Here is a 19,826-nt window from a genome sequence, read left to right as displayed (position 1 = left end):
GGCTCTATGGGCGGGCATTTGGACCTATCCCACCGGGTCAACTGGCCCTAACCCGGCCCTGCCCCGCCCCCTAAACCAGAGTCAATTCCGGCCTCCGCGCCCGGAGGAATTCCGCGTCTCACTCAGGAGAACCCCGCCATGAAAATGACCACCGAAGAAGCCTTTGTCAAAACGCTGCAGATGCATGGCATCCAGCACGCGTTCGGCATCATCGGCTCCGCAATGATGCCGATTTCGGACATCTTCCCTGCCGCAGGCATCACCTTCTGGGACTGCGCCCACGAAGGCTCCGGCGGCATGATGGCGGACGGCTATACCCGCGCCACCGGCAAGATGTCGATGATGATCGCCCAGAACGGCCCCGGCATCACCAACTTCGTCACCGCCGTCAAAACCGCCTACTGGAACCACACCCCGCTGCTGCTGGTCACCCCGCAGGCGGCCAACAAGACCATCGGCCAGGGCGGCTTCCAGGAGATGGAGCAGATGCGCATGTTCGCCGACTGCGTCTGCTACCAGGAGGAAGTGCGCGACCCGACCCGCGTGGCGGAAGTGCTGAACCGGGTGATCATGAACGCCAAGCGCGCCTCGGCGCCGGCGCAGCTGAACATCCCGCGTGACATGTGGACCCAGGTGATCGACATCGAACTGCCCGCCATCGTCGAGTTCGAGCGCCCCTCCGGCGGCGAGACCGCCGTGGCCGAAGCGGCGAAACTGCTCTCTGAGGCGAAGAACCCGGTGATCCTGAACGGTGCCGGCGTCGTCCTGTCCAAGGGCGGCATCGAAGCGTCCAAGGATCTGGCCGAGCGCCTGGATGCTCCGGTCTGCGTTGGCTACCAGCACAACGACGCCTTCCCCGGCTCGCACCCGCTGTTTGCAGGCCCGCTGGGCTACAACGGCTCCAAGGCCGGCATGGAGCTGATCAAGGACGCCGACGTGGTGCTGTGTCTTGGCACCCGCCTGAACCCGTTCTCCACCCTGCCGGGTTACGGCATGGAGTACTGGCCGGCCAACGCCAAGATCATCCAAGTTGACATCAACCCGGACCGTATCGGCCTGACCAAGAAAGTCTCCGTCGGCATCATCGGCGACGCCGCCAAGGTGGCGCAGGGCATCCTGGCCCAGCTCAGCGATACCGCTGGCGACGAGGGCCGTGCCGAGCGCAAGAACCGTATCGCGGAAACCAAATCCCGCTGGGCCCAGCAGCTGACCGAGATGACCCACGAGGACGACGATCCGGGCACCACCTGGAACGAGCGCGCCCGTGCCGACAAGCCGGACTGGATGAGCCCCCGCATGGCGTGGCGCGCAATCCAGTCCGCGCTGCCGAAAGAGGCGATCATCTCCTCTGACATCGGCAACAACTGCGCCATCGGCAACGCCTACCCCTCGTTCGAGGAAGGCCGCAAATACCTGGCCCCTGGCCTGTTCGGCCCCTGCGGTTATGGCCTGCCGGCCGTTGTCGGCGCCAAGATCGGCAATCCGGACACTCCGGTTGTCGGCTTCTCCGGCGACGGTGCCTTTGGCATCGCGGTGAACGAGCTGACCGCCATCGGCCGCGGCGAGTGGCCCGCCGTGACCCAGATCGTCTTCCGCAACTATCAGTGGGGCGCGGAAAAGCGGAACTCCACCCTGTGGTTCGATGACAACTTCGTCGGCACCGAGCTGGACCAGCAGGTCTCCTATGCCGGCATCGCCCAGGCCTGCGGCCTGAAAGGCGTGGTTGCCCGCACCATGGACGAGCTGACCTCGGCGCTGGCCCAGGCAATCGAAGACCAGAAGAACGGCACCACCACCCTGATCGAAGCGATGATCAACCAGGAGCTGGGCGAGCCGTTCCGCCGTGACGCCATGAAGAAGCCGGTCCGCGTGGCAGGCATCGACAAGGCGGACATGCGCGAACAGCAGGTCTGACGCCCGTGCCCCTGCCCTTTGACCTCTCAATGGGCCAGGGGGCCTATCTGGCCGCCGCGTTGTTCGCGGCGGCCCTGATCCGGGGATTTTCCGGCTTCGGGTTCTCCGCGATCTTCATCATCCTGGCGGCGCTGACCACCAATCCGCTGCCGCTGATCCCGGTGGTGTTTTCCTGCGAAATCGCCATGACCGCCTTTCAGGCGAGAGGCATCCGCCCGCATATCGACTGGCACCGGGCCATAGCCCTGCTGGGCGGGGCTGCCATCGCCACCGTTCCCGCCATCGCGATCATGGCGCGGCTGGGCGAACAGGAAGCGCGGCTGGCGATCTCCAGCCTGATCCTGGTGCTGAGCCTGGTGCTGCTGAGCGGCTGGCAGCTGTCGCGCCCGGTGGGGCGCAACGGCAATGTGGGTGTGGGCGCCATTGCAGGCATTGCCAACAGTGCCGGCGTTGGCGGCCTGCCGGTGGCGGCCTTTCTGACCGCGCAGCCGGTGCCGCCCGCGGTGTTCCGCGCCACCATGATCGTGTTCCTGACCGGCATCGACGTGATGGCGCTGCCGGTTATGGCCGCAAACGGGCTGGTTGGGCCGGAAACCCTGACCGGCATCCTGCTGGCCTTTCCTATTCTGGGTCTCGGCATCTGGGCCGGGTCTCATGGCTTCCAGGCGGTCTCCCAAAGGCTGTTCCGCCGCGCGGTGGTGCTGATGCTGACCGCGCTTTCACTGATCAATATCGCTCGGCTGGCGCTCTGACCGCCCGCCCTGCCCCGAAACCGCTGTTACAGGACGCACGCCCGTGACCCAGACCTCGTCCCCGCTCGAACTGCTGCAGGCTGAAGCCCCCGCATCACGTCCCGTCGTCGCGCTGAGCGAAGGCACCGATCCCCGCGTCGTTGCGGGTGCCCTGGCGGCGCACCGGGCTGGTATCGCCGATGTGATCCTGGTCGGTCCGCAGGCTGAGGTAGAGGCTGCCCTGCAGGCCGAAGGTGCCAGCGCCGGCGAGGGCGTGGCAATTCATGACCCGGCAACCTCGGAGCTGACTGAGGCCTTCGCGGCCGAGTATTTTGAGCTTCGTAAACACAAGGGCGTTGATGCGGCCAAGGCCCGCGCCGCCGCCGAAACCCCGCTGGTTTATGCCGCCATGCTGGTGCGCCTGGGCCATGCTGCCGGCACCGTCGGCGGAGCCGTGCATACCACCGGCGACGTGGTGCGCAGCGCCATTCAGGTGATCGGCATGGCGCCGGATGCGGGCATGGTCTCCTCCTTCTTCCTGATGTACCCGCCCGAAGGCGCGCCGGAGGGCGCCCGGGCCATGCTCTATTCCGATTGCGGGCTGGTCATTGACCCCAGCCCTGCCGAGATGGTCTCGATCGCCGCCGCCTCCGCTCAATCGGCCCGCGCCCTGCTGCGGGTGGACCCGAAGCTCGCCTTCCTCAGCTTCTCCACCACCGGAAGCGCCAAGCACCCCGCGGTGGACAAGGTGACCGAGGCCCTGGGCCTCTTCCGGGCCGCGCATCCTGACCTGCCGGCGGACGGCGAGCTGCAATTCGACGCGGCCTTTGTGCCCGCGGTCGGGGAGCGCAAGTCGCCCGGGTCCAGCGTCGCGGGCCAGGCCAACGTGATGATCTTCCCCAATCTGGATGCGGGCAACATCGGCTACAAGATCACCCAGCGGCTGGGCGGCTATTCCGCCATCGGCCCGGTCCTGCAGGGGCTGGCCAAACCGGCCAACGACCTGTCCCGCGGCTGCAGTGCCGAGGATGTCACCCAGATTATCGCCGTCACCATTCTGCAGGCGAACCCGTAAATCTACCCTTCGGGCGCAGCACACTCTTGACCAGAGGCCAGAATGTGCACCCCATGGGTCAATCAGGAAAGTTTCCCGCCATGTCCGTTCTGGCACAGATAACATCTCTGCAATCGGGTGAATTGCAAAACAAACTCCGCCAACTGCTGCCAGGGGTGGCGGTTTCGGCGCTTGTGGCCGTCACCGCGCAATTCCTTGCGGAGCATTACGCAACACCGGCCATGCTGCTGGCGCTGCTGCTGGGGATTGCCGTCAGCTTCCTGGGAGAAGAGGGCAAGACAGTGCCCGGCATTGCCTTTTCCGCCCGCTCGCTGCTGCGGCTAGGGGTGGCGCTCCTGGGGGTGCGGGTGTCGATGGTGCTGATGATGGGGCTTGGCTGGGACCTGATCGCGCTGGTCGTTGGCGGCGTGATCGCCACCATCGCCTTCGGCCTCGCCGTGGCCCGGTTCTTTGGCCACAAGTGGCGCTTTGCCTTTCTGACGGCGGGCTCCGTTGCAATTTGCGGCGCGTCGGCTGCGATGGCGATCAGTGCCATCCTGCCCCGAGATGAGCGCTCCGAGGAGCGGCTGATCTTTACCGTGATGGGCGTGACGGTGCTGTCGACCGTGGCGATGATCGCCTATCCGATCCTGGTGAACCTGCTGGAGCTGAACTCGATCCAGGCCGGTGTGTTCCTGGGCGGCACCATCCATGACGTGGCACAGGTGGTCGGCGCGGGCTTTTCGATTTCCGAGCAGACGGGCGACACGGCCACCCTGGTCAAGCTGATGCGGGTGGCGATGCTGGCCCCCATCGTGCTGGCGGCCTCGCTGATGATCCGCTCCTTTGCCGAGCTGCCCAGCGACGGCAAGCGCCCGCCGGTCCTGCCGGGCTTTGTGATCGCATTTCTGGTGCTGGCCGGGCTCAACTCCTTTGGGCTGATCCCGTCGGCCGTTACCGAATTCCTCAGCCAGGCCTCGCGCTGGCTGCTGCTCACCGCGATTGCCGCGGTGGGAATGAAAACAAATCTGAAACAGGTCCTGGCCGTAGGAGGCGCGGCCATTGCCCTGATCATCGTCGAAACTCTGTTCATTGCCGGGCTGATCCTGGCGGGGATTGAGCTGTTGACCTGATCGGGGAGACCAGAAGGGAGGCCAGATGACATTCCAGCAACCCCGGGTGGACACGTCCCCCCCTGTATCCGATGAGGTGCGGAAAACCACCTGCTACATGTGCGCCTGCCGTTGCGGCATTAACGTGCACATGAAGGATGGAAAGGTCGCCTATATCGAGGGCAACCGCGACCACCCGGTGAACAAGGGTGTCCTGTGCGCCAAGGGGTCTGCGGGGATCATGCAGGTGAACGCACCGTCGCGGCTGCGCGCCCCGCTCAAGCGGGTGGGGCCGCGCGGATCCGGCGAGTTCCGGGAGATTTCCTGGGATGAGGCGATCAGCACCGCCGTCGGCTGGCTGAATGAGCTGCACGAAACCGCGCCGCAAAAACTGGCCTTCTTCACCGGGCGCGACCAGAGCCAGAGCTTCACCAGCTTCTGGGCGCAGAACTTCGGCACTCCGAACTACGCTGCGCACGGCGGCTTCTGCTCGGTTAACATGGCGACCGCCGGGATCTACACCATGGGCGGCGCGTTCTGGGAATTCGGCCAGCCCGACTGGGAGCACACCAAACTGTTCATGCTGTTCGGCGTGGCCGAGGATCATGACTCCAACCCGATCAAGATGGGCATCGGCAAGATCAAGAAGCGCGGCGCGCGGGTGATCGGCGTCAATCCGATCCGCTCCGGCTATAATGCGGTGGCGGATGACTGGGTCGGCATCACCCCGGGCACCGACGGGCTGTTCATCCTGTCGCTGATCCACGTGCTGATGAAGGCGGGGAAGATCGACCTCGACTACCTCAGCCGCTACACCAACGCGCCGGTGCTGATCAACGCCTCCGAAGGCCCGGACAAGGGCCTGTTCCTGCGCGACGGTGACGGCAAGATGCTGGTGATCGACCGCAACACCGGCGAGCTCACGCCCTTTGACCAGCCCGGCGTGCGCCCGGACCTGACCGCGGTTTACGAGAAGGACGGCGTCACCCACCGCCCGGTCTTCCACCTGATGGCAGAGCGGTATCTGTCGCCGGAATACGCGCCCGAGGCTATTGCCGGCAAATGCGGCATCCCCGCCAAGCGCATCCGCGCCATCGCCGGCGAACTGGCCCGCGTCGCCTTTGACGAGTCGTTTGAGCTGGACGTCGAATGGACCGACTTCCGCGGCGAGAAACACAGCAAGATGACCGGCCGCCCGGTGTCGATGCACGCGATGCGCGGGGTGTCGGCGCACGCCAACGGCTTCCAGACCTGCCGCGCGCTGCATGTGCTGCAGATCCTTCTGGGCACCGTTGAGGTGCCCGGGGGCTTCCGCTTTAAACCGCCCTACCCCAAACCGGTTGAGGCCCACCCCACCCCGCACGGCGACCGCCGACCCGGCCGCCCGCTGGATGGCCCGCATCTGGGCTTCCCGCGCGGCCCCGAGGATCTGCTGCTGGACGAAAACGGCAAGCCCCAGCGTATCGACAAGGCGTTCACCTGGGAAAACCCAATGTCGGCGCACGGGCTGATGCACATGGTGATCTCCAACGCCCATGCGGGCGATCCGTACAAGATCGACACGCTGTTCATGTACATGGCCAACATGTCGTGGAACTCCTCGATGAACACCAAGGGCGTGATGGAGATGCTCAGCGCTCGCAACGACGACGGCGGTTACATGATCCCGCACATCATCTATTCCGACGCCTATTCGTCGGAGATGGTGGCCTATGCCGATCTGATCCTGCCTGACACCACCTATCTGGAACGCCACGATTGCATTTCGCTGCTGGACCGTCCGATCTGCGAGGCGGATGCGGCCGCCGATGCGATCCGCTGGCCTGTGATCGAGCCCGACCGGGACGTGCGCGGTTTCCAGTCGGTGCTGATCGAGCTGGCCAACCGGATGAGCCTGCCGGGCTTCACCAACGATGACGGCAGCCCCAAGTGGAAGGATTACGCCGACTACATCGTCAACCACGAGCGCAAGCCTGGCATCGGCCCACTGGCAGGCTTCCGCGGGGAAAACGGCGACAAGGAAGGCCGTGGCGAGGTGAACCCGGACCAGCTGAACCGCTATATCAAAAACGGCGGTTTCTACGTGGCGCATATCCCGGAAGGCGCGGACTACTACAAGCCCTGGAATGCCGCCTATCAGGACTGGGCGGTGGGCATGGGGCTCTTTGACAGCCCGCAGCCCTATCTGTTCCAGCTTTACGCCGAGCCGATGCGCAAGTTCCAGCTCGCCGCCGAAGGCCACGGCGAGCGGCAGCCGCCGGAGCACCTGCGCCAGCGGGTCAAGGACGTGATGGACCCATTGCCGATCTGGTACGAGACCGACCAGCAGGGCAACGAGGGCTTCACCGTCAACGCGCTGACCCAGCGGCCGATGGCAATGTACCACTCCTGGGGCACCCAGAACGCCTGGCTGCGCCAGCTGCATGGCCGCAATCCGCTATATGTGCCGACCAAGCTGATGCGGGAACATGGGCTGCAGGACGGCGACTGGGCCAAGGTCACCTCACCGCACGGCGAGATCACTGTGCCGGTGATGGAGATGGCGGCGCTCAACGAAAACACCGTCTGGACCTGGAACGCCATCGGCAAGCGCAAGGGTGCCTGGGCGCTGGAAGAAGACGCGCCGGAGGCCACCAAGGGTTTCTTGCTAAATCATCTGATACACGAGCTGCTGCCGCCCAAGGGCGACGGTATGCGGTGGGCCAACTCGGACCCGATCACCGGCCAGGCGGCCTGGTTCGACCTCAAAGTCAGAATCGAAAAGGCCGCCGCCCCGGACAGCCTGCAGGAAAGCCAGCCAGCCTTCCCGGCGCAGAAGTCGCCGGTCGGCACCGGCCCTGAGGAACTGAAATGGAAGGTCGGCAAATGATGGGAGCAATTTTCTTCGAAGAAAATTGCCAAGAAAATTGGAATTTTCTTGGCTCCGCACTCTGCACTGGGGGTACGCAATGACTGAGCTTCCCGCCAAGACAGACCGCAAGATGGGCCTGGTCATCGACCTGGACACCTGCGTTGGCTGCCATGCTTGCGTGATCTCCTGCAAAGGCTGGAACACCGAAAACTACGGTGCGCCGCTGAGCGATCAGGACCCCTATGGCGGCGATCCCTCGGGCACGTTCCTGAACCGGGTCCATTCCTATGAGGTCCAGCCGGAGCAGGGCCATGCCCAGCTGATCCACTTCCCCAAGTCCTGCCTGCACTGTGAAGACGCGCCCTGTGTCACCGTCTGCCCCACCGGCGCCAGCTACAAGCGTGTCGAGGACGGCATCGTGCTGGTGAACGAGGATCACTGCATAGGCTGCGGCCTGTGCGCCTGGTCCTGCCCCTATGGCGCGCGGGAACTGGACTTGGCCGAAGGTGTGATGAAGAAATGCACCCTCTGCGTTGACCGGATCTATAACGAGAACCTGCCGGAGGTGGACCGCACTCCCTCCTGCGTGCGGACCTGCCCTGCGGGTGCGCGCCACTTTGGCGATCTGGGCGACCCGGACAGCGAGGTCTCCAAACTGGTGGCAGAGCGCGGCGGCATGGACCTGATGCCGGAGATGGGCACCAAGCCGGTGAACAAATACCTGCCGCCCCGGCCCAAGGACAGGATCGAGGATCAGATCGACATCCTCGCCCCGCTGCTGGCACCGGTTGCCGAAGAGCCGCAGGGGTTTCTGGGCTGGCTGGACAAGGCGCTCGACAAGCTTCCGGGGCAATCTTCGGGAGGAGCGAACTGATGCATCCCGCACCATCCGTCATCCTGTTCACCACCCTCTCCGGCCTGGGTTTTGGCCTGCTGTTCTTTCTCGGCCTTGGCCAGCCCGCAGTGACCGGCGCAGTGGCCTTTGTATTCTACGCCATCGCCTACGCGCTGGCCGTGGGCGGGCTGCTGGCCTCTACCTTCCACCTGGGCCGCCCGGAGCGGGCCTGGCGGGCGCTCACCCAGTGGAGGACCAGCTGGCTGTCCCGCGAGGGCATTTGTGCTGTTGCGGCGCTGATTGTCATGGGCCTCTACGCGCTCGGCGCGGTCTTCCTGAACAGCCATTGGACACTTCTCGGCTGGATCGGTGCAGGCCTGAGCCTCGCCACCGTCTTCACCACCTCGATGATCTACACCCAGCTCAAGACCATCCCACGGTGGAACATGGAGCTGACGCCCGCGGTGTTCCTCTCCTTCAGCCTGGCGGGCGGTGCGCTGCTGGCCGGGGCAGAAGACTTGGCACCCTGGCTGCTGGCCATCGCAGGCGCGGTGCAGCTGGCCTACTGGGCCAAGGGCGACCGGGCGCTGGAAAACTCCAGAACCAATCTCGGCACGGCCACCGGCCTGGGGGACCGCGGCGCGGTGCGGGCCTTTGAGCCGCCGCATACCGGTTCCAACTACCTCTTGCGCGAGTTTGTGCATGTGGTGGGCCGCAAGCACGCGCAGAAGCTGCGGATCATTGCCTTTGCCCTCGGCTTTGCGCTGCCGCTGCTGCTGATCCTGACGCCGGTGCAGGGTTTTGCGGTCAAACATCTTTTTGCAGCCCTTGCAGTGCTCTCCCACCTCGCAGGCGTTGCGGTGTCGCGCTGGCTGTTCTTTGCCCAGGCCGAACATGTGGTCGGCTTCTACTACGGCAAACGCTGACACGATCCGGGGCGCCAGTCTCAGGTGCCCCGGAACTTTTTTCGGCATTTTTTCAGGCAGCATGTCACAAACCGCCCCGCTGCCTCGTCCTGTTCCTGAAGCCATCAGAAAGGAACAGATTGATGACCCCGCGCCTCGACACTTTCGCCGTCGCCCCCGACCTGTTTAAACCGATGCTGGAGCAGGAAAACCTGTTCAAGGACAGCGGCCTGGAGCACAGCCTGGTGGAGCTGGTGAAACTGCGCGCCTCGCAGATCAACGGCTGCGCTTTCTGCATCCACATGCACAGCCACGACCTGCGCGCCCATGGCGAAAGCGAAGACCGGATGCAGCTCTTGAACGCGTGGCGCGAGTCCTCTCTCTATTCGGACCGCGAGCGGGCGGCGCTCGCCTGGACTGAGGCGCTGACCCGGGTGGAAACCAGCGGCGCACCGGACGCGGATTACGAGGCTGTAGCGCAGCTGTTCTCCCCGCGAGAGCAGGTGGTTCTGACGCTGCTGGTCAGCGCGATCAACGCCTGGAACCGGATTGCAATCGGCTTCCGCACCCCGCATCCTGCCGCGCAGGAGGCCAATGCCGCGTGACTGCACCTGCACTAAATGACGGAACCGATGCGTTCCTGACCGCGCGGCCGCGACTATTCGCGGCCGCCTACCGCATGCTGGGCACCGTCAGCGACGCCGAGGACATCCTGCAGGACGCCTACCTGCGCTGGCAGACGGCACCGCAGGCAGAGGTGAAGGACGCCACAGGCTATTTGATGCGGATAACCACACGGCTGTGTCTCGACCAGCTGAAGTCCGCCCGCGCCCGGCGCGAGACTTATCCCGGCGAATGGCTGCCCGAGCCGCTGCTGACCGAAGACGCGACTGAGCAGCTCGATCACGACGTCTCGGTTGCGCTGCTTCTGGCGCTGGAAACCCTCTCACCGCTGGAGCGCGCCGCCTTTCTGCTGCATGACATTTTTGACAGCGCCTACGGCGAAATCGGTGCCGCGCTGAACCGCAGCCCCGATGCTTGCCGGCAGCTGGCCGCCCGGGCACGGCGCAAAGTCCAGCAGCTCCGGCCGCAGGCGCCTGCCGACCCGGATCAGGGGCGGGACTTGGCCGAAGCCTTTTTTCGCGCGTCCAAAACCGGAGACACCGCGGCGCTGACGCAGCTTTTGGCGCAGGATGTGCAGCTGATCTCGGATGGCGGCGGCAAGGCGATGGCCACGCTGAACCCGATTTACGGGCTGGAACGGGTGCTGCGGCTGTGCGAGGGGCTGGCCCGCAAAGCAGGGCGCAACCTGCCGGACCGCTGGCGGCTGTGCCAGCTGAACGGCCTGCCTGCCATTCTCAGCCGCGAACCGGACGGAATTCTTCAGGCGATAGCGCTGGAAGTCCGGAACGGGCGGATCGTCCGCATTTATGTAACGCGCAACCCGGACAAGATGCGGCATCTGGCGGACACGCTGAATTAGGCAGGAGGGGCCAGCCCCTCTTGCCCCTGCAGGGGCAATTCACCCCGGGATATTTTCAGCCAGATGAACAGAGGATCCCGGAAAGAAAGCGGGCGGCGCTCCGTGAGGAGGCCGCCCGGCAATTTCTGAATTCGCCTGTGGTCATAGCAGGCCGGCGTGGACCATGGCAGCGTCAATGGCCGCCTTGGTGCTGTCTTCCAGAGTGGTCAGCGGCGAACGGACCTCTTCGCTGCACATGCCGAGTTTCGACAGGCCGTATTTTGCACCGGCCAGGCCGGGCTCGATGAAGATCGCCTCATGCAGCGGCATCAGCTTGTCCTGATACTCCAGCGCCTTGGCATAGTCGCCTGCCAAGGTCGCGGCCTGGAACTCAGCGCAGAGCTTGGGCGCCACGTTTGCGGTCACCGAGATACAGCCGACGCCACCGTGGGCGTTGAAGCCCAGTGCAGTGGCATCCTCGCCGGAAAGCTGGATGAAATCCGCACCGCAAGAGGCACGCTGCTGGCTGACGCGGGCCAGATCGCCGGTTGCGTCCTTCACACCCGCGATGCGCGGCAGCCTGGCCAGCTCACCCATGGTCGCAGGCGTCATATCGACGACCGAGCGGCCGGGGATGTTGTAGATGATGATCGGAATTCCGGCACAATCGTGGGCCGCGGTGAAATGCTGCACCATGCCGCGCTGGGTCGGCTTGTTGTAGTAGGGCGTCACAACCAGGGCCGCATCGGCGCCGACCTTCTCCGCGAATTCCACAAAGCGAATCATCTCGACGGTGTTGTTGGAGCCCGCACCGGCAATAACCGGCACCCGGCCTGCTGCGGCCTTGACCACTTCGGCGATGACAGTTTCATGCTCCTCGTGGGTCAGGGTCGGGCTTTCACCGGTCGTGCCGACCGGCACCAGGGCGCTGGAGCCCTCGGCAATCTGCCATTCCACCAAGCGTTTGAGCGCATCCAGATCCAGCTCGCCGTTCGAAAACGGGGTGACGAGTGCTGGCATAGAGCCTTTGAACATGGGCACGCTCCCTTTGCTGCAGGTGCAGGCGGCAATCCGCCGCCGTCAAGATACGGAATGCCAGTGATTTGAGTTGATACCGGCACGCCAATGAGTAACGTTCAAGCCTCTATCCCCGGACCGCTGGAAAATGCAAGAGATGACACGCATCCTGGCCCTTATTCTGCTGATATCCGCGGCTCTGCCCGGCCTCCCCGCGCAGGCGCGCGATCTTGGCACCGCGCTGGAGCTGATGCGGTCCGAGAAATGGGACAGGGCCGCCCGCGAGGCCGGGGCACAGCGGAGCGTTGCCCGCGATGTCATCGAATGGCACCGGCTGCGCGCCGGGCTGGGGTCGGCGGGCGATGTGATGGCGTTTTTGCAGCGGCGCCCGGACTGGCCGGGGCTGGCTTATCTGCGGCGCCAGAACGAGGATGTGATTGCCGCCACCGGCCGCGAGACCATCCTGGCGTTTTATGCGAATGAGCGTCCGCAAACCGCCGAGGGCGCGCTGAGCCTGGGCAAGGCGCTGATTGACGATGGGCGGCGCGGCGATGGTGAGGCGGAGATCGTGCTGGCCTGGCGCACCATGGCCATGGGCAGCGCCATTCAGGATCTGTATCTGCGCGACTTCGCCAAGCTGCTGAAGCCGCATCACACCGCGCGGCTGGACCGGCTGTTGTGGGAGGATCACCTTGTCAGCTCCAAGCGGATGCTGCCGCTAGTACCCGAGGGCGAGCGCAAGCTGGCGGAGGCGCGCATCGCCCTGCAGGAGCGCGCGCCCGGCGTTGATGCAAAAATCGAGGCCATTCCAGACCGGCTGCAGGGATCGGCAGGCCTCGCCTATGACCGGTTTGCCTGGCGCGACCGCAAGCGGCTGCAGGACAGTGCCATTGCCATGATGATGGACCGCAGCACCAGCGCCGAAAGCCTGGGCGAACCCGGCAAATGGCTGCGCCGCCGCCGCGATCTGGCGCGGCAGGTGATGCGGGACGGCGATCATGAGCGGGCCTATCAGCTGGCGGCCTATCACTTCTCTACCCCCGCAGACGGCTATGGCTATTCCGATTGCGAATGGCTGGCCGGCTACATCGCCCTGCAAAAGCTGCGCGACCCGGAACTCGCCGCAATGCATTTTGAGCGTTTCCTTGCCTCGGTCGAAACTCCGATCTCGATCGGTCGCGGCGGTTACTGGCTGGGCCGCGCATATGCGGCGATGGGTGAGGCCGACAAGGCGCATGAAGCCTATGCCAAGGGGGCGGAGTACCAGACGTCTTTCTACGGGCTGCTGGCGGCTGAGAAACTGGGCCTGCCCTTTGACCCGGCGCTGGTGAAACCTGCACCGCTGCCGGATTGGCGGTCCGCGGGCTTCATGAAGTCCTCAGTGGCCGAGGCCGGTTTGCTGCTGCTCAAGGCGGATGATTTGGCGCTGGCCGAACGCTTCTTTACTCATCTGGTCGAGGACCTGCCGCCGGTGCAGGCGCGCCAGCTGGGGCAGATGGCGGTGGAGCTGAACCAGCCGCACCTGGCGGTAATGATTGCCAAACGTGCCGCCCGTGGCGGAGTGGAGCTGGAGGGCGCTTATTACCCGCTGCACCCCGTTGCCAGGCGGCAGCTGCCGATGGCCGAAGAAATGACCTTGGCGATTGCCCGGCGCGAAAGCGAGTTCGACCCGGCGGTGGTCAGCCATGCCGGCGCGCGCGGGCTGATGCAAGTGATGCCTGCCACCGCGAAACTGGTGGCGACCGAGCTGGGCATCCTGGCGGGCCACAAAACCTCCCGCCTGACGGCGGAGTGGGACTACAACGCCAAGCTGGGGGCGAACTACCTGGCCGGGCTGGCCGGCAAGTTCCGCGGCAACGTTGTGATGATGGCGGCAGGCTATAACGCCGGGCCGCACCGCCCCGCGTCCTGGATGGAACGCTATGGCGATCCGCGCGGCGGCGGCCCGGACATTGTCGACTGGATCGAGCACATCCCGTTCAACGAGACCCGCAACTACGTGATGCGGGTCACCGAAAGCCTGCCGGTCTACCGGGCGCGGCTGGGCAAGACGCCGCTGCCGGTGCCGTTTTCGCAAGAACTGCGCGGCTCAACGCTTCACGCGTTCGCGCCATAGGGTGAACAGCCCCGCCGCGATGATGACCCCCGCGCCGATGGCCACATTGGTACGGATCACCTCGCCGAACACCGCCATGCCCAGGATCGCCGCCCAGATCAGGTGGAAATAGGCAAACGGCTGCACCGCGCTGGCCTCGGCCATCTCGTAGCATTTGATCAGCAGCCAGTGGCCGGTCACGCCGGAGACGCACAGAAGGGCCATCCAGAACCAGTCCCGCTGGCTCATCGGCTCCCAGAACCAGATGCCGATGGCGGTCATGAAGACCATGCCGGCGACCCCGGTCCAGAAGAAGCTGGTGGCGGTGCTGTCCTTGCGGGCGGCATAGCGGGTCACCAGACCGTAGACGGCGAACATCAGTGCCGAGATGAAAGGGATCACCGCCGCCGGGTTGAACACGCCCATGCCCGGCTGCAGGATTATCAGCACGCCGATCAGGCCGACCCCGATCGCCGCCCACCGCCGCCAGCCGACGCTCTCGCCCAGCACAGGGCCGCTGAGTGCAGCCACCAGCAGCGGATAGCAAATGAAAACGGCTTGGCTTTCGATCAGGCCGAGAATGGTGAAGCCGTAGACCGCCACGCAGATTTCGCCGACCAGAAGCACACCCCGGAAGATCTGCAGCCATAGCTGATCCGTGCGCGCAGCTTCCTTGATGCCGCCCTGCGCACGTGCTGCCAGAAACACCACAAAGGCGGCAAAGAACCAGTAGCGCACCATGACGACCATATAGGTGTTGTAGGTGCCCGCCAGATGGCGCGAGATACCGTCCTGCAGGGCAAAGACAATGGTCGCGCCGATCATCAGCAGGATGCCCAGCGGCACGTTGTTCTGCTGCACCCGGGGCTGGGGCAGGCTTTTGGCCTGTGGAACCATGCTCATCGCAGTACCGCCTTTGTCATATGCCGCTTGCGCCCGTAGCCGGGAATGCGGGCCACTTCGAATCCTGCCGCCTCCAGCCCGCGGCGCACGAACCCCGCCGCGGTATAGGTCGCAGCCGTTCCGCCCGGCGCGGTGTGCGCGGCCACCTGGGCCATCAGGGCCTCCTCCCACAGTTCGGGGTTCTTGGCCGGCGAAAACCCGTCCAGAAACCAGGCATCTGCCTGCCCTGTCCACTCCGGCAGCGACATCCGGGCGTCGCCCTGGATCACCTCCAGTTGCAGGCTGCCCAGATCGCAAGCCCCGGTGCCTTGCCACTTGGCCAGAAACCGCTCTGCCCACGGAGCGACCGCCGGAAACGCCTCCAGCGCCTTGGCCATGTCGGCGGGCGCCATCGGAAAGGCCTCGAAACTGGTAAAGCGCAGCGGCGCCGCCTGCCCTGCCGCCTCCCAGGCGCGCCAGGCCGCCAGCATATTGAGACCAGTGCCAAAGCCCAGTTCGGCAATCCGGAACCCCGGCGAAAACCGGTCCGGCAGGCCGTTGCCCGCCAGGAACACATGCTCCGTTTCCGCCAGCCCGTCCTGGATCGAGAAATAGGGATCATCGAACTGATCCGACACTGGAACGGTGCCATCACGCCAGCTGAGGCGGGCCTGCTGGTCTGCCATGCTATAATCCCCTAAGTGATTGTCCGGAACGGCGCGACACTGGCGAAAGGAATACCAAATGGCAATGGCAGATGTAACGGTGCGCGGGGCGGGCATCTTCGGCCTGTCAATCGCCTGGCTCTGTGCCCGGCACGGTGCAAAGGTGCAAGTGGTGGACCCGTTCGGCGCAGGGGCTGGCTCCAGCGGCGGGCTGGTCGGTGCGCTGGCGCCGCATGTGCCGGAGAACTGGAATGCCAAGAAACAATTCCAGCTGGAAAGCCTGCTGATGGCAGCAAGCTTCTGGGATAAGGTCGAGGCCACCGGCGGCGTCTCCCCCGGCTATGGCCGCACCGGACGGTTGCAGCCGATCAACGACGATCGCACGCTGGAGCTTGCCCGCCAGCGCGAACAGACCGCACACGAGTTCTGGAAGGACGCGGCCGAATGGCGCGTCTGCGAGGCCGCATCCTTGGGCCCCTGGGTGCCGCCCAGTGCCACCGGCTATATCATCCACGACACCCTCAGCGCCCGCATGCACCCCCGCCGCGCCTGCGCTGCGCTGGTCTCTGCCCTGGCGGTGATGGGGGTCGAGGTGCAGCCGGAGGCGTCCGACCAGGGCAAGGTGGTGCACGCCAAGGGCTATGCAGGTTTGCTGGAGCTGAACGAGCGTTTCGGCAAGACCATCGGCGGCGGCGTTAAGGGCCAGGCCGCACTGCTGCGCTTCCACGAAGGCGAGGTGCCGCAGCTATATGCCGATGGCCTGCACATCATCCCGCATGCGGACGGCACCCTCGCCATAGGCTCCACATCCGAGCGCGAGTTCGAGGATGGCAAAACAACCGATGCCCAGCTCGACGATGTGATCGAGCGCGCCCGTGCCGCGGTGCCGGTGCTGCACGGCGCCGAGGTGATCGAACGCTGGGCCGGCGTGCGCCCGCGCGCCAAGTCCCGCGCGCCGATGCTGGGCGCCTGGCCCGGCCGCGACGGACACTTTATCGCCAACGGCGGTTTCAAGATCGGCTTCGGCATGGCCCCCAAGGCGGCCCTTGTGATGGCGGATCTTCTGCTGGAGGGTAAGGACAGCATTCCCGAGGGCTTCCGGGTCGAAGACAACCTCTGACTCCGCCCCCTTCGGCCCCTTGACGGGTCAAGGGCAGCTTGGGGCGCGGGAGCCCCCCGCTTCACTCCTTGGGGACCGCCACGGCACTCATGCACTGCCGCCCGTCCGGTCCGCGCACCCACAGGTCCCGGCCCTTGTGGCACAGCGTTGCGCTTTCAAAATGCATCAGCGGCGAGGATGCCCGGAAAGAGAACTCCGCCAGCGGTCCCATCAGTTCCTCCGCCAGCAGCATCAGATGCTGCGCCAGCAAGGGGCCATGCACCACCAGCCCATCGTAGCCCTCAACATCGCGGGCATAGTCCAGATCATAATGGATCCGATGCCCGTTGAAGGTCAGCGCCGAGTAGCGAAAAAGCAGGGTCGAACTGAACGACACCTCCCGCGTTTCCGTCTCATCAGCCCGCGCCACCGGCGGCACCGGTTTCGGCGCGGCGGGGTTCGGGTCTTCGCGGTAAACCAGATCATGCCATTCGGTGAGGCAGAGCCTCCCTTCCTGGCGGATCTCATGGCGCAGCGTCACCAGCCCGAGGGGGCCGGTCCTGCCTGTCTTCCGTTCCGCCTTTTCCAGCACCGAGGACTTCTCTGCCGCAATCCCGGCCCGCAAGGGCGCCTCGAACCGCAGCCGCCCCCCGGCCCACATCCGGCGCGGCAGGCCCATGTCCGGGATCAGCCCGGCACCGCCCACCTTGGGATGGCCGTCGCGGCCCAGCCTCTCCGGCGGCAGCGGGGTCCAGAAATAGAGCTGGTGAAAGAACGGCGGCAGCTCGCTGCCGGCGGTAATGTCCGGCGCCCGCCCCAGCGCCGCCTGAAACGCAGCGGCCCGGGCCGGGTCCATCATATCGGTCAGATGCTGCGCGGGGGCGGCGGCGGTATCACTGGTCATGCCGCCACCTTAGCCGCGCCCCGCGACGAGGCAACCTCAGCGGTCGAGTTCGGCGCGCAGTTTCTGCATCAGCTTGGTCAGCGTCGCCTCATACTGCTCGCTGGTCAGCCTGCCGGTCTCATCGAACTCCTTGCTGGAGCCTGCCAGATGCACCCCGGGACCGGACAGAACCCGCGGCTGGAACGGCACCAGGAAGCCGCGCAGCAGCGCCTGTGCCTGCTCGCCGCCAGCCCGGCCTGCTGCCGCCGACATCACCGCGACCGGCTTGTCCGCCCAGGGGTTTCCCTCGGTGCGGCTGACCCAGTCGAGCGCATTTTTCAGCACACCGGACGGCCCCTTGTTGTATTCCGGGGTGGAGATCACCACTGCATCCGCGGCTGCTATCTGATCCGCCAGCTTCTGCACTGCGGGCGGGATACCATCTGCCGCCTCGGCGTCGCCGTCATACAGCGGCAAATTCAGATCCGCCTCTGCCACCGACGCGGGCCCGAACACCCGTACCGCCTCCGCCAGCAGCTTGCGGTTGGTCGCCTCGCGGCGCAGCGAGCCGGAAATGGTGAGCAATACAGGGTCAGCCATAGGAGATTCCTTCTGTTCGCGTCTCTGTTGCACCCATCATGCAAGAGACAGCCCCCGGTACGAAACAGCTATCGGCGCGCAGGCTATGTGCAGCGTTACGGCAATCGGGCCGGGAGCGCAAAAAAACAGCCCGCCCCACTGGGGGACGGGCTGCGAATACTGCCGTCAGGTGCCGGATCAGGCCGCCTGCGGGATCACCACCACCTCGACGCGGCGGTTACGGGCCTTGCCCTCCGGCGTCAGGTTGGAGGCCACGGGCTGCTCCTCGCCCCGGCCGATGATGCGCATGCGGTGGTAGGGCACGCCGCCGGCCTGGATGTGGCTGGCCACTGCGTTGGCGCGGCGCTCCGAGAGGCCCTGGTTGTAGCCGGCATCACCATCGCTGTCGGTATGGCCGATCACCTGGATGGTGCTGTTGGGGTAGCGCACGAGGCTGTCGGCCACCCGGCGCAAATCACCCTGCACCGCCGGGGCCACCGCAGCGCTGTCGGTGGCAAAGGTCAGGTCATTAGGGAACGACAGGATCAGCCGGTCGCCGGTGTTGACGATGGTGATCGAGTCATTGGCGAGCGTCTGGCGCAGCTCGCGCTCCTGCGCGTCCAGCTGGTTGCCGATCACGCTGCCGGCGGCGGCACCGACCAGGGCACCGGTTGCCGCGCCGAGACCACGGTCGGAATCATTGGCGATCGCACCGACACCCGCACCGATGAGGCCGCCCAGGACTGCGCCCTTCTGGGTGTTGCTGCCCGGCGTGCCGACGGTTGCGGGATCCGTACAGGCGCTCAGGCCCAGTGCTGCGGCGACAATACCAGCCGTGGTGAGTTTCATCTGCATCATCAAATTGCCTTCTGCTTTCTAAGATCCGGGCGGTGCCCGGCGGTCGGGACGAATATCGTGCCGGCACCGCGCCTACTCAAGACAGGGTCTCGCTGTTTCGGCGAAATACCGCGCAAAATCCGCGTAAACACCGCATTTTAGGGTGCAAAGGCAAAGTCCCAGCCCTCCTGTTCCATCCACAGTTTGCGCAAGGCACCGGCTTCGGGGGCAAAGCCGTCCTCCAGTATGCCCGCCGCGAGCATCCGGTCGGTGCGGAAGTGGCGGAAACCGCCGCGCAGTTCGCACCAGGCCGCCAGCATGGTGCAGTCGATATGATAGATCAGTGCCAGAGGCCGCAGGGTGCGGCAGCTCTCGCCGCTCTCCGGGCTGAGGTAGGTGAGCTGCAGCTTGCGGCTTTCCCGCACCGCCTGGCGCAGCAGCGCCTTGGAGACGCAGCCCTGCTCAGGGTCGTCCAACGGCGCGCCCCAGGGCGCGACCTGCAGCCAGTCGGCAGTTGCATGGACATCCTTGATCTTGTGGCTCACCCGCTGTGCCGCCTTCTGCAAGGCGCCGTCCCCGGTGCGCATCAGCATCGCCAGGCCGACGTGCAGCGCCTCCAGCTCTTCCTCGTCGAAATTCAGCGGCGGCAAGTCGTAGCCGTTGCGCAGCATGTAGCCGATCCCCGCCTCGCCCTCCACTGGCGTGCGCATCGCTTGCAGCGCTGAAATATCGCGGTAGATCGTGCGTTTGCTGACCTCCAGGGCCTCCGCAAGGTCCTCCGCCCGCACCGGTGCCGTGGCGGTGCGCAGGATCTGGATGATTTCAAACAAGCGGCCGGTGCGGGGCATGGGGCAGGCTCCAGTGACAGTCTGCTGACACTCTAGCACATGCCACTGACAACAGCC

Annotated in this window: 18 protein-coding genes; 11 read left to right on the top strand and 7 right to left on the bottom strand. The window is 65.4% G+C overall.

Features of this window, described 5'->3' with window-relative positions:
- The first annotated feature begins 138 nt into the window (after positions 1–138).
- The 9 genes from xsc (at position 139) to ACXAED_RS11090 (ending at position 10,885) form a co-directional block, all read left to right on the top strand.
- Positions 139–1,914, top strand: a complete 1,776-nt coding sequence (gene xsc / locus ACXAED_RS11130) for a sulfoacetaldehyde acetyltransferase (RefSeq protein ID WP_475049662.1) — start codon at positions 139–141, stop codon at positions 1,912–1,914.
- A gap of 5 nt (positions 1,915–1,919) precedes the next feature.
- Complete coding sequence (locus ACXAED_RS11125; RefSeq protein ID WP_475049661.1) at positions 1,920–2,666, top strand: sulfite exporter TauE/SafE family protein; 747 nt, start codon at positions 1,920–1,922, stop codon at positions 2,664–2,666.
- A 43-nt stretch (positions 2,667–2,709) separates the two neighbouring features.
- Positions 2,710–3,720, top strand: a complete 1,011-nt coding sequence (gene pta, locus ACXAED_RS11120; RefSeq protein WP_475049659.1) for a phosphate acetyltransferase — start codon at positions 2,710–2,712, stop codon at positions 3,718–3,720.
- 80 nt (positions 3,721–3,800) lie between these two features.
- Positions 3,801–4,832 (top strand): YeiH family protein, encoded by a 1,032-nt coding sequence (locus ACXAED_RS11115; RefSeq protein WP_475049657.1) that lies wholly within the window; start codon positions 3,801–3,803, stop codon positions 4,830–4,832.
- A gap of 25 nt (positions 4,833–4,857) precedes the next feature.
- A complete protein-coding gene (locus ACXAED_RS11110; protein ID WP_475049654.1) occupies positions 4,858–7,680 on the top strand; it encodes a molybdopterin oxidoreductase family protein in 2,823 nt (940 codons plus the stop codon).
- Between the two features lie 79 nt (positions 7,681–7,759).
- Entirely contained in the window at positions 7,760–8,536 is a 777-nt protein-coding gene (locus ACXAED_RS11105) for a 4Fe-4S dicluster domain-containing protein (protein WP_475049652.1), read from the top strand.
- Positions 8,536–9,423: a dimethyl sulfoxide reductase anchor subunit family protein gene (locus tag ACXAED_RS11100; protein ID WP_475049650.1), complete on the top strand. Its 888-nt coding sequence runs from the start codon at positions 8,536–8,538 to the stop codon at positions 9,421–9,423. The genes ACXAED_RS11105 and ACXAED_RS11100 overlap by 1 nt, the downstream gene beginning before the upstream one ends.
- A 122-nt stretch (positions 9,424–9,545) precedes the next feature.
- Positions 9,546–10,007 carry a carboxymuconolactone decarboxylase family protein gene (locus ACXAED_RS11095; RefSeq protein ID WP_475049648.1) on the top strand — a complete coding sequence of 154 codons (462 nt, stop codon included), beginning with the start codon at positions 9,546–9,548 and terminating at the stop codon, positions 10,005–10,007.
- A complete protein-coding gene (locus tag ACXAED_RS11090; RefSeq protein ID WP_475049647.1) occupies positions 10,004–10,885 on the top strand; it encodes a sigma-70 family RNA polymerase sigma factor in 882 nt (293 codons plus the stop codon). The genes ACXAED_RS11095 and ACXAED_RS11090 overlap by 4 nt, the downstream gene beginning before the upstream one ends.
- A gap of 141 nt (positions 10,886–11,026) precedes the next feature.
- On the opposite strand, the gene dapA is transcribed toward ACXAED_RS11090, so the two are convergent.
- Positions 11,027–11,899, bottom strand: coding sequence for a 4-hydroxy-tetrahydrodipicolinate synthase (dapA, locus tag ACXAED_RS11085; RefSeq protein ID WP_475049646.1), 873 nt, complete (start codon positions 11,897–11,899; stop codon positions 11,027–11,029).
- A 139-nt stretch (positions 11,900–12,038) separates the two neighbouring features.
- On the opposite strand from dapA, the gene ACXAED_RS11080 reads away from it, so the two are divergent.
- Positions 12,039–13,997 carry a lytic transglycosylase domain-containing protein gene (locus tag ACXAED_RS11080; RefSeq protein WP_475049643.1) on the top strand — a complete coding sequence of 653 codons (1,959 nt, stop codon included), beginning with the start codon at positions 12,039–12,041 and terminating at the stop codon, positions 13,995–13,997.
- Here the strand turns inward: ACXAED_RS11080 and ACXAED_RS11075 are convergent.
- Together ACXAED_RS11075 and mnmC2 are read right to left on the bottom strand one after the other, a co-directional pair.
- Positions 13,971–14,879: a DMT family transporter gene (locus tag ACXAED_RS11075; RefSeq protein WP_475049641.1), complete on the bottom strand. Its 909-nt coding sequence runs from the start codon at positions 14,877–14,879 to the stop codon at positions 13,971–13,973. The genes ACXAED_RS11080 and ACXAED_RS11075 overlap by 27 nt on opposite strands.
- Positions 14,876–15,544, bottom strand: a complete 669-nt coding sequence (gene mnmC2 / locus ACXAED_RS11070; protein WP_475049639.1) for a tRNA (5-methylaminomethyl-2-thiouridine)(34)-methyltransferase MnmC2 — start codon at positions 15,542–15,544, stop codon at positions 14,876–14,878. Before mnmC2 ends, ACXAED_RS11075 begins: the two co-directional genes overlap by 4 nt.
- Positions 15,545–15,602: 58 nt before the next feature.
- Here mnmC2 and ACXAED_RS11065 point away from each other — a divergent pair, with 58 nt between their 5' ends.
- Positions 15,603–16,643: an NAD(P)/FAD-dependent oxidoreductase gene (locus ACXAED_RS11065; protein ID WP_475049636.1), complete on the top strand. Its 1,041-nt coding sequence runs from the start codon at positions 15,603–15,605 to the stop codon at positions 16,641–16,643.
- A gap of 61 nt (positions 16,644–16,704) precedes the next feature.
- On the opposite strand, the gene ACXAED_RS11060 is transcribed toward ACXAED_RS11065, so the two are convergent.
- From ACXAED_RS11060 to ACXAED_RS11045, 4 genes are all read right to left on the bottom strand, one after another.
- Positions 16,705–17,526 carry an HTD2 family dehydratase gene (locus tag ACXAED_RS11060; RefSeq protein WP_475049633.1) on the bottom strand — a complete coding sequence of 274 codons (822 nt, stop codon included), beginning with the start codon at positions 17,524–17,526 and terminating at the stop codon, positions 16,705–16,707.
- Positions 17,527–17,562: 36 nt separating this feature from the next.
- On the bottom strand, positions 17,563–18,105 hold the full coding sequence (locus ACXAED_RS11055) for an NADPH-dependent FMN reductase (protein ID WP_475049631.1): 543 nt from the start codon (positions 18,103–18,105) through the stop codon (positions 17,563–17,565).
- 177 nt (positions 18,106–18,282) lie between these two features.
- Complete coding sequence (locus tag ACXAED_RS11050) at positions 18,283–18,942, bottom strand: YiaD family glycine zipper/OmpA-like lipoprotein (RefSeq protein ID WP_475049629.1); 660 nt, start codon at positions 18,940–18,942, stop codon at positions 18,283–18,285.
- Positions 18,943–19,079: 137 nt separating this feature from the next.
- A complete protein-coding gene (locus ACXAED_RS11045; RefSeq protein WP_475049626.1) occupies positions 19,080–19,769 on the bottom strand; it encodes a helix-turn-helix transcriptional regulator in 690 nt (229 codons plus the stop codon).
- Between the last annotated feature and the right edge of the window lie 57 nt (positions 19,770–19,826).

The sequence above is a fragment of the Leisingera sp. ABM4_103 genome (genome assembly GCF_056158685.1).
This window is presented reverse-complemented; position numbering and strand designations above follow the sequence as displayed.